This window comes from Kitasatospora sp. NPDC058492, from assembly GCF_042720685.1.
In the GTDB taxonomy this organism is placed as follows: domain Bacteria; phylum Actinomycetota; class Actinomycetes; order Streptomycetales; family Streptomycetaceae; genus Kitasatospora.
This window is the reverse complement of sequence record NZ_JBHXMU010000058.1, coordinates 43241-51682: the sequence shown is the minus strand read 5'-3', so window position 1 is coordinate 51682 and position 8442 is coordinate 43241. Positions and strand designations below refer to the sequence as shown.

Below are 8442 nucleotides of genomic sequence, written 5' to 3'. Positions count from 1 at the left end.
TCCCTTTTCCGCTGTTTCCGCTTGGTGGCGGGCTATAACACAGAGTACTCCGTCCGGGCCGCCGCGCCCCCCCGGCCCTCCCCACCACCCCCGTGGGCCCCCCCCCCCCCCCCCCGCGGCGGGGGCGCCGGGCCCGTGTCGTCTCAGCCCGAGAAACGGGAGCATCCGGATCCCGAGACGGGCATGGAGGAGCGGGCCCGGGAATCTATACGATGAGCCCATGCGTTCCGTCGATGTGAGCAACCAGGCCCCGGGCACCCGCCTCGTGGCGCGCCTGCACGTCGACCTGTGCCGGCTCGCCAGTGCGATCTGTCCCGGCACGCCCGCGCGTTCGCGCTGAGCCGCCCCGCCCCACCCGGGCCCACCGCCTGCCGGCGACGCCGAGCCCCGGGACCACCCTCCCCGCCGCGCCCGTCGCGGCCCACCCGCCTCACGACTCGCACAGGAGCGCACCCATGGCCATCGAGGTCCGCATCCCGACCATCCTCCGCACCTACACCGACGGCGCCAAGGCCGTCGAGGGCACCGGCAGCAACCTCGGGGAACTCTTCGCCGACCTCGACGCCCGCCACCCGGGCATCGCCGCCCGCCTGGTCGAGGGCGGCGAGCTGCGCCGCTTCGTCAACGTCTACCTGAACGACGAGGACGTCCGCTTCCTGGAGGGCATCTCCACCGCCCTCGCCGACGGCGACAGCGTCACCATCCTGCCCGCCGTGGCCGGCGGAGCCCGCTGACCTCCCGCCCTCCCGTCCGCCCCGCGGCGGGCGGGAGGGCGCCCTTCCGCACCCTCACCGCCGTGGCCGGAGGCCTCCCTTGCGTTACGACAGCCCGCTCGAAGCCGTCGGCAACACCCCGCTGGTCCGCCTGCCGCGGCTGTCCGCGGCCGTCCCCGGCAACACCGACGGACAGGTGACGCTCTGGGCCAAGCTGGAGGACCGCAACCCCACCGGCTCGATCAAGGACCGCCCGGCGCTGCACATGATCGAGCGCGCCGAGGCCGACGGCCGGCTCACCCCCGGCTGCACCATCCTGGAACCCACCAGCGGCAACACCGGCATCTCGCTCGCCATGGCCGCCAAGCTCAAGGGCTACCGGATGGTCTGCGTGATGCCCGAGAACACCAGCGAGGAACGACGCGAACTGCTCCGCATGTGGGGCGCCGAGATCATCCCCTCGCCGGCCGCCGGCGGCTCCAACACCGCCGTCCGGATCGCCAAGGAGATCGCCGCCGAGCACCCGGACTGGGTCATGCTCTACCAGTACGGCAACCCCGACAACGCGGGCGCCCACTACGCCACCACCGGCCCCGAGATCCTCGCCGACCTGCCGACCGTCACCCACTTCGTGGCCGGCCTCGGCACCACCGGCACCCTGATGGGCGTCGGCCGCTACCTGCGCGAGAAGGTCCCCGGCGTGCGGATCGTCGCCGCCGAACCCCGCTACGACGACCTCGTGTACGGGCTGCGCAACCTCGACGAGGGCTTCGTCCCCGAGCTGTACGACGCCGCGGTGCTCACCACCCGCTTCTCGGTCGGCTCCGCGGACGCCGTCCGCCGCACCCGCGAACTCCTCCAGCAGGAGGGCATCTTCGCGGGCGTCTCGACCGGCGCGATCCTGCACGCCGCGCTCGGCGTCGGCCGCAAGGCCGCTGCGGCCGGGGAACGCGCCGACATCGTGTTCGTGGTCGCCGACGGCGGCTGGAAGTACCTGTCCACCGGCATCTACACCGCAGAGACCACCGAGGCGGCCGTCGAGGCGCTGCAGGGGCAGCTCTGGGCCTGAGAGCCCTGTCGGTGCTGGAGGACCTAGCCGCGTTGCAGGGCCTGCTGCGCGCGGGACCAGACCTGCCGGTCCACCGTGCCGGCCCGGCGGCGGAAGGCCGACAGCGGCACCTCGCGCAGCTCGTCGGTCTCCAGCCAGCTGGTGCGGCCCTGCCGGTCGCCCACCGAGGCGGGCGGCAGCGGCAGCACGCCCGGGCGTTCGCCGTGGTGCTTGCTGGTGATCTTCGCGACGGTGGCGGTGCGGCCGTGCACCCGCAGCACCAGGCACGGGCGGTCCTTCGACCCCGGCCCGTCCTCGAACGGGACCTCCGCCCACCAGATCTCCTGCGGCTGCGGCCCCGGGCGGCCCTTGGCCGCCGGGCGCGGGCGCGGAGCCGTCGGCCCGGCCGGTCGCGGCGCCGGGCGGGTGCGCCGGACCAGCGCCCGCACGACGGCGGCCAGCAGCGCGACGCCCGCCACCGCCAGGACCACCCAGACCCCGGTCGAACTGTTCATGGCGCGAACCGTACCGGGCCCATGGCGGCCCCCACCACCGTGAGTGCCGGGACGGCCGGGCATTTGTCCGCAGCGTGCTCCCGGTTCGTCACGGAATGACCACGGTGCCCGTTCTGTGGTGAAGAGTCGCCAACGCCCGGACAGGCTGCCTCACGTACGCCCGCCCCGCCCCTCCGGAGGTGCCTCGTGGGGAGAAGCTCCGAGCTGTGGTCCTACGCCGAGATCGCCCGCCACATCAACGTGCAGGCCGAGACCGTCCGCAACTACCGGCGGCACGGTCTGCTGCCCGCCCCGGACGTCCTCGACGGCAGCGGCCACCCCCGCTGGTACCCCGACACGATCAAGGCCTGGGCCCGCAACCGCCCCCGCCACCGCTGACCCGACGGCACCCGAACGGACGGCACCGCCCCCGCCCCGGCGTTCTGGTGATTCCAGCCACAGCCCGGCACGGGGACGGGGGCAAAGTGCCGCTCCGCCCTTACTCTCGACACGCGAAGCAGTGCTACCGGCCGGTTTCACCGGCCCGGCCTGCCGTTTTCCAGCAGCAGCCAGGACGTGTCGGGGCGGAGGGGCTCGGATGAAACTGACCGTGGTGGGGTGCTCGGGGAGCTTCCCGTCCGCCGAATCGCCCTGCTCCAGTTACCTCGTCGAGGCCGACGGCTACCGCGTCGTGCTCGACCTCGGCAACGGCGCCCTCGGCGCCCTGCAGAAGTACGTGGACATCTACGAGGTCGACGCCGTCCTGCTCAGCCACCTGCACGCCGACCACTGCGTCGACCTGTGCGCCTACTGGGTCGCCCGCAACTACCGCGCCGAGGGCTGCCCCGACCCGATGCCCGTCTACGGCCCGGCCGGCACCGCCGAACGGCTCGCCCGCGCCTACGACATGCCGGAGAACCCGGGGATGAAGGAGGTCTTCGACTTCCACACCCTCACCCCCGGGGCCTTCGACCTCGGCCCGTTCCGGATCGAGGTGGCCCAGGTCAACCACCCCGTCGACGCCTTCGCCTTCCGCCTCGAACACGACGGCCGCGCGCTCGTCTACTCCGGCGACACCGGCGAGAGCGCCGAACTCGTCGAACTCGCCCGCGACGCCGACCTCTTCCTCTGCGAGGCCGCCTACATCGACGGCCGGGACACCTACCAGGCCGTCCACCTCAACGGCCGGGAAGCCGGCGAGCACGCCGCCGCCGCCCACGTCCGCCGGCTCGTCCTGACCCACATCCCCCCGTGGACCGACGCCGAGCACAACCGCCGCGACGCCGCCGCCGCGTACCCGGGCCCCGTCGAGGTCGCCCGGGCCGGCGCGGTGTACCGGATCTGAGCGGGCGGGCCGGTCGTCTCGGCGCCGGTCGTTTCAGCGTCGGCCGGGGAGCGGCAGGCCGAGGTGGTCGCGCAGGGTCGTGCCGCTGTAGTCGGTGCGGAACACCCCGCGTTCCTGGAGCAGCGGCACCACGCGGTCGACGAACGCGTCCAGGCCGCCCGGGGTCAGGTGGGGGACGAGGATGAAGCCGTCGGCCGCGTCGTTCTGCACGAAGAAGTCGATCCGCTCGGCGACCGTCGCGGGGGAGCCGATGAAGGACTGCCGGCCGGTCACCTCGATCACCAGCTCGCGGCTGGTGAGCTTCTTCTCGGCGGCCAGCGCCCGCCAGCGGGCGGCGACGGCCAGTGGGTCGCCGATCCGGACCCGGCCCTGGGCCAGGGCGCTGTCCGGGTCGGGGTCGACGGCGGGCAGCGGACCGTCCGGGTCGTGGTCGGACAGGTCGATGCCCCAGACCTGTTCCAGGAAGGCGATCGTGGTCTGCGGCCCGACCTGGGACCGGCGGACCTCGGCGGCGAGTTCGGCGGCCTCGGCGTCGGTGTCGCCGAGGGCGAAGGTGACGCCGGGCATGATCTTCAGCTCGTCCGGCTTGCGGCCGTACGCGGCGAGCCGGCGCTTGACGTCCGCGTGGAAGGCCTGGCCGTCGGCGAGGGTGGAGTGCCGGCTGAAGACGATGTCGGCGGTTGCGGCGGCGAACTCCCGGCCCTCGTCGGAGTCCCCGGCCTGGATGACCACCGGGTGGCCCTGCGGCGGGCGGGGCAGCGAGAGCCGCCCCTCGACCTCGAACTGCGGGCCGCGGTGCCGGACGGTCTCCGCTCCGCCGTCCCAGAAATCCCGGGCGAGCTGCACGAATTCGGTGGCCCGGGTGTAGCGGTCGGCGCGGTCGAGGTAGCCGCCGCGGCGGAAGTTCTCCCCGGTGAAGGCGTCCGAGGAGGTGACCACGTTCCAGGCGGCGCGCCCGCCGGAGAGGTGGTCCAACGAGGCGAAGCGGCGGGCCAGTTCGTACGGTTCGTTGAAGGTGGCGTTGACGGTGCCGGCCAGCCCGAGGCGGGTGGTGACGGCGGCCAGCGCGTTCAGCACGGTGATCGACTCGGGGCGGCCGACCACGTCCAGGTCGTGGATGCGGCCCTTGTTCTCGCGCAGCCGCAGGCCCTCGGCGAGGAAGAAGAAGTCGAACTTCCCGCGCTCGGCGGTCTCGGCGAGGTGGCGGAAGGAGTCGAACTCGATGTGGCTGCCGGAGTCCGGGTCGCTCCACACCGTGGTGTTGTTGACGCCGGGGAAGTGCGCGGCGAGGTGGATCTGCTTGAGCGGGCGGTCCGTCATCGGGTCACCTCGGCGAGAGCGGCAGCGGACGGGATGGTGGACGGGGTGTTGGTGGCGGCGGCGGTGGCGTAGCGGCTGGCCGGGCGGGCCAGGCCGAGGTGGTCGCGCAGGGTGCGGCCGGCCGCGTACCCGGCGCGGAACAGCCCCTGGGCGCGCAGCACCGGGACGACCCGTTCGGCGAGGGCGGCCAGGTCCCGTTCGGGCTCGGCGGGGACGAGGTGGAAGCCGTCGACGCCGGTGCCGATCGCGGCGAGATCGGCGAGCAGGCGGTCGGCCGCGGCGTCGTCGGGCAGGGCGGCGTCGGTCCGGGCGAGGATGCGCAGGTGCTCGCCGGCGCGCAGCCGCAGTTCGGTGGCGGCGGCCAGCCGGGCGGCGTGGTCGGGGGCGTCCAGCAGCACGACGTCGGCGTACCGGATCGCCGTCGCGACCCGGGCGCGCCCGCCGGGGGAGGCGTACGGGGCGAGGTCGACGGCGGCCACCGGGACGGCGACGACCGGGCGGCCCTGCGGTGGGCGCGGGGTGATCGACGGTCCGCGGACGGAGAAGTGCGGACCCTCGAAGTCGACGTAGTGCAGCTTGTCGCGGTCGACGAACCGCCCGGTGGCGGTGTCGCGGATCTCCGCGTCGTCCTCCCAGCTGTCCCAGAGCCGGGCGGCGACCTCGACGGCGTCGGCGGCCTCGGCCCAGAGCGCGTCCGCGGGGGCGGTCGGGCGGCGGCCGAAGGCCTTGGCCTCGGCCTCGGTGGCGGACACGCCGACCAGCCAGCCGGCCCGGCCCCGGCTCACCCAGTCCAGGGTGTTGACCGCGATCGAGGTGTGGAACGGCTCGGTGTGGGTGGTGGTGACGGTGGGCACCAGCCCGACCCGCTCGGTCAGCGGGGCGATCCGGGCGAGGGTGGCGAGGGCGTCGGGGCGGCGCGGTTCGGGGGTGAAGGAGTCGTCGAGGGTGACGAAGTCGAGGGTGGCCCGCTCGGCGAGGCGGGCGAGGGCGGCGTAGTGCCCGGCGTCGACGTGGCCGGGGCTGTCCAGGGCGGCGGAGAGGTGCAGTTGGCGGGGCATGCTGAGGCCTGACTTTCCTCGTGCGGACGCGTGCGGGCGACGCCGGCGAACCCGCACAGGGTGTGTGCGGGTGCGTACGGCCGCGCGCGGGTGCGCGGTGACGGCCCGGAGGCGGGCGGGGCCCGTGCGGGCGGGAGGGGAGGAACGGCGCCGGGCGGGAGGTCAGCCGGGCGGCGGGGGGAACGGTCGGCTCAGCCGCGACACGCCGCGGACCACACGCGACCGAAGTCGATGTGGCTGCGGGTCACCAGCGGGCAGGACGCGTTCACGGCTTCAGTTGACCAGTGCCTCCGCCGGTTCGTCAACCGCCGTTCCCGCCGACCCGGGGCGGGACGCACGACGGCCCCGCCGGGATGCACGACGACCCCGCCCCGCCGCTGGGGGAGCAGCGGCGGGACGGGGTCGTGGAGTGCGGACGGACGGGGCCTCAGGCCTTGGTCACGTCCTCGATCTCGTCCTCGTCCTCGCGACCGGGGGTCTTGAGGTTGAACTTGGTGATCGCGAAGCGGAAGAGGAGGTAGTACAGCGCGGCGAAGACCAGGCCGATCGGGATGATCATCCAGGGCTTGGTGGCCAGGTTCCAGTTGAGCAGGTAGTCGATCAGGCCGGCCGAGAAGCCGAAGCCGTCGTGCACCCCGAGGCCCCAGGTGACGGCCATCGAGAGGCCGGTGAGCAGGGCGTGGATCAGGTACAGCACCGGCGCGATGAACATGAACGAGAACTCGATCGGCTCGGTGACACCGGTCACGAAGCTGGTCAGCGCGACGGAGATCATCATGCCGGTGACGGCCTTGCGGCGGTCGGGGCGGGCGGTGTGGGCGATCGCCAGCGCGGCGGCCGGGAGGCCGAACATCATGATCGGGAAGAAGCCGGACATGAACTGACCGGCGGTCGGGTCACCGTGGAAGAAGCGCGGGATGTCGCCGGTCCAGGTGTGGCCGGAGGCGTCGGTGAAGCTGCCGACCTGCTGCTGGAAGAAGGTGTTGAGGAACTGGTGCATGCCGACCGGGATCAGACCGCGGTTGGCGACACCGTAGATGCCCGCACCGCCGGCGCCGAGGCCGGTCAGCCAGTCGCTGGCGTGGGTCAGGCCGGTGCCGATCGGGCCCCAGGCCAGACCCATGAGGACGCCGAGCAGGGTGCCGACGAACGCCATGATGATCGGCACGAGGCGGCGGCCGTTGAAGAAGCCGAGCCAGTCGATGAGCTGCTTGCGGTGGTACTTCTGCCAGATCACGGCGCTGAGCAGGCCGACCACGATGCCGCCGAAGACCCCGGGGTTCTGGGGCTTTCCTTCCGGCAGCGCCGCGGTGATGGTCCCGTCCACCGGGAAGACGGTCAGCACGTTGTGGAAGACCAGGTAGCCGACCAGGGCGGCCAGCGCGGTCGAGCCGTCGGCCTTCTTGGCGAAGCCGATGGCGACACCGACGCAGAACAGCAGCGCCAGGTTCTTGAAGACCGCGTCACCGGCGGTGGCGAAGACCTCGGCGACCTTCCCCCAGCCGAGCCCGTCCTTGCCGAAGACATCGGGCTGGCCCAGCCGGACCAGGATGCCCGCGGCCGGGAGGACGGCGACCGGCAGCTGGAGGCTGCGGCCGATCTTCTGCAGGCCCTGGAGCAGGTTCTGGCCGAATTTCTTGGCGGGGCTTGGCGTGGCCGGAGCCGAGGCGGGCGTCGGTGCCTGCGCTGACTGACTCATTGGGGTGGGTTCCTAACGGCATGGCGGTCGGGGGAGGGGCACAGGGGGCCGAACCGCGAACTGGTCTACACCACGTGTGGTGTAGACCAGTTTTGTAGCACGGGTGGAGAAGGGGGGGAACCCCGGAAAGCGCCCCTGCCGGGAAGCGCTATGAAATCGAAACCTAGTTGCGGAACGACGATCATGATTACCCGCCGTGATTGGGATTTTGGCTATTTGCGCAACAAAAAGGCCCGGCCCCGCCCGGCGGCCCCGTCGAGGCCTCGTCAGGGGTCCGTCGCGGGCCCGGCGGTGCGCGAACGGGGGCCGGGTCGGCGGGGTTCACGGGCGGACGCGGCGAGGCCCGGGCGGAGGCGGCCCCCGGAGCCCGGGTGCCCGCCCGCCGGGGTCCGGGCCGGGCGCGGCGGGCGGCGGGGAAGGGGCCCGCCGGGGTGTCGGACATCACGAACGACCGTCGGCCGGGAGGAGTCCGGGCCCCACCCCGTCCGGCTTCGGCCAATCCGCGGCTTTCCGACCCCCCGCGGCGCATGGTCGGGGCCGGCGCGGAAACGGCGGCGGCCGATTGCCGGCCACCGCCCGCGCCGGGCGGCGGCGGCCTTTCCCCACCCCCGGCGCGCCCCCGTCCGGCGGCCCGGCGGCCGGGCGGTGCGGGCCGCCCCGGCCCCGCCTGACACGGCCGACGGCCCGCCGGGGAATCCCCGGGGCGCATATCGGAATTGTTTTACCGCCCGGGCATTTGGTCCTTTCCGGAAATGCCGAAGGCCT

9 protein-coding genes are annotated in these 8442 nt (G+C 73.5%); 5 read left to right on the top strand and 4 right to left on the bottom strand.

What is annotated here, in order from left to right:
• The first annotated feature begins 220 nt into the window (after window positions 1–220).
• The 3 genes from ACFWPI_RS30680 to ACFWPI_RS30670 all read left to right on the top strand — a co-directional run bounded on the left by ACFWPI_RS30680 (window position 221) and on the right by ACFWPI_RS30670 (window position 1782).
• The gene (locus ACFWPI_RS30680; RefSeq protein ID WP_347878546.1) at window positions 221–340 is read left to right on the top strand and encodes a putative leader peptide; all 120 of its coding nucleotides are present in this window, start codon (window positions 221–223) and stop codon (window positions 338–340) included.
• 115 nt (window positions 341–455) lie between these two features.
• Complete coding sequence (locus ACFWPI_RS30675; protein WP_363370276.1) at window positions 456–734, top strand: MoaD/ThiS family protein; 279 nt, start codon at window positions 456–458, stop codon at window positions 732–734.
• A gap of 79 nt (window positions 735–813) precedes the next feature.
• Window positions 814–1782 carry a PLP-dependent cysteine synthase family protein gene (locus ACFWPI_RS30670; protein ID WP_063349213.1) on the top strand — a complete coding sequence of 323 codons (969 nt, stop codon included), beginning with the start codon at window positions 814–816 and terminating at the stop codon, window positions 1780–1782.
• Window positions 1783–1805: 23 nt separating this feature from the next.
• Here the strand turns inward: ACFWPI_RS30670 and ACFWPI_RS30665 are convergent, their stop codons facing one another.
• The gene (locus ACFWPI_RS30665; protein WP_063349214.1) at window positions 1806–2276 is read right to left on the bottom strand and encodes a type II toxin-antitoxin system PemK/MazF family toxin; all 471 of its coding nucleotides are present in this window, start codon (window positions 2274–2276) and stop codon (window positions 1806–1808) included.
• A gap of 186 nt (window positions 2277–2462) precedes the next feature.
• On the opposite strand from ACFWPI_RS30665, the gene ACFWPI_RS30660 reads away from it, so the two are divergent.
• Window positions 2463–2654 (top strand): MerR family transcriptional regulator, encoded by a 192-nt coding sequence (locus ACFWPI_RS30660; protein ID WP_208869099.1) that lies wholly within the window; start codon window positions 2463–2465, stop codon window positions 2652–2654.
• A gap of 199 nt (window positions 2655–2853) precedes the next feature.
• The gene (locus ACFWPI_RS30655) at window positions 2854–3600 is read left to right on the top strand and encodes an MBL fold metallo-hydrolase (RefSeq protein WP_350881195.1); all 747 of its coding nucleotides are present in this window, start codon (window positions 2854–2856) and stop codon (window positions 3598–3600) included.
• Window positions 3601–3633: 33 nt separating this feature from the next.
• Here the strand turns inward: ACFWPI_RS30655 and ACFWPI_RS30650 are convergent, their stop codons facing one another.
• The 3 genes from ACFWPI_RS30650 to ACFWPI_RS30640 form a co-directional block, all read right to left on the bottom strand.
• Window positions 3634–4920 (bottom strand): LLM class flavin-dependent oxidoreductase, encoded by a 1287-nt coding sequence (locus ACFWPI_RS30650; RefSeq protein ID WP_380374613.1) that lies wholly within the window; start codon window positions 4918–4920, stop codon window positions 3634–3636.
• The gene (locus ACFWPI_RS30645) at window positions 4917–5978 is read right to left on the bottom strand and encodes an LLM class flavin-dependent oxidoreductase (protein ID WP_063349217.1); all 1062 of its coding nucleotides are present in this window, start codon (window positions 5976–5978) and stop codon (window positions 4917–4919) included. Before ACFWPI_RS30645 ends, ACFWPI_RS30650 begins: the two co-directional genes overlap by 4 nt.
• Before the next feature lie 427 nt (window positions 5979–6405).
• Window positions 6406–7677, bottom strand: a complete 1272-nt coding sequence (locus ACFWPI_RS30640) for a PTS transporter subunit EIIC (protein WP_380335149.1) — start codon at window positions 7675–7677, stop codon at window positions 6406–6408.
• Window positions 7678–8442: the final 765 nt, after the last annotated feature.

Coding starts and splice junctions, on each gene's coding strand:
- ACFWPI_RS30680 (WP_347878546.1), top strand. CDS start 221: ATGCGTTCCGTCGATGTGAGCAACCAGGCCCCGGGCACCCGCCTCGTG.
- ACFWPI_RS30675 (WP_363370276.1), top strand. CDS start 456: ATGGCCATCGAGGTCCGCATCCCGACCATCCTCCGCACCTACACCGAC.
- ACFWPI_RS30665 (WP_063349214.1), bottom strand. CDS start 2,276: ATGAACAGTTCGACCGGGGTCTGGGTGGTCCTGGCGGTGGCGGGCGTC.
- ACFWPI_RS30655 (WP_350881195.1), top strand. CDS start 2,854: ATGAAACTGACCGTGGTGGGGTGCTCGGGGAGCTTCCCGTCCGCCGAA.
- ACFWPI_RS30650 (WP_380374613.1), bottom strand. CDS start 4,920: ATGACGGACCGCCCGCTCAAGCAGATCCACCTCGCCGCGCACTTCCCC.
- ACFWPI_RS30645 (WP_063349217.1), bottom strand. CDS start 5,978: ATGCCCCGCCAACTGCACCTCTCCGCCGCCCTGGACAGCCCCGGCCAC.
- ACFWPI_RS30640 (WP_380335149.1), bottom strand. CDS start 7,677: ATGAGTCAGTCAGCGCAGGCACCGACGCCCGCCTCGGCTCCGGCCACG.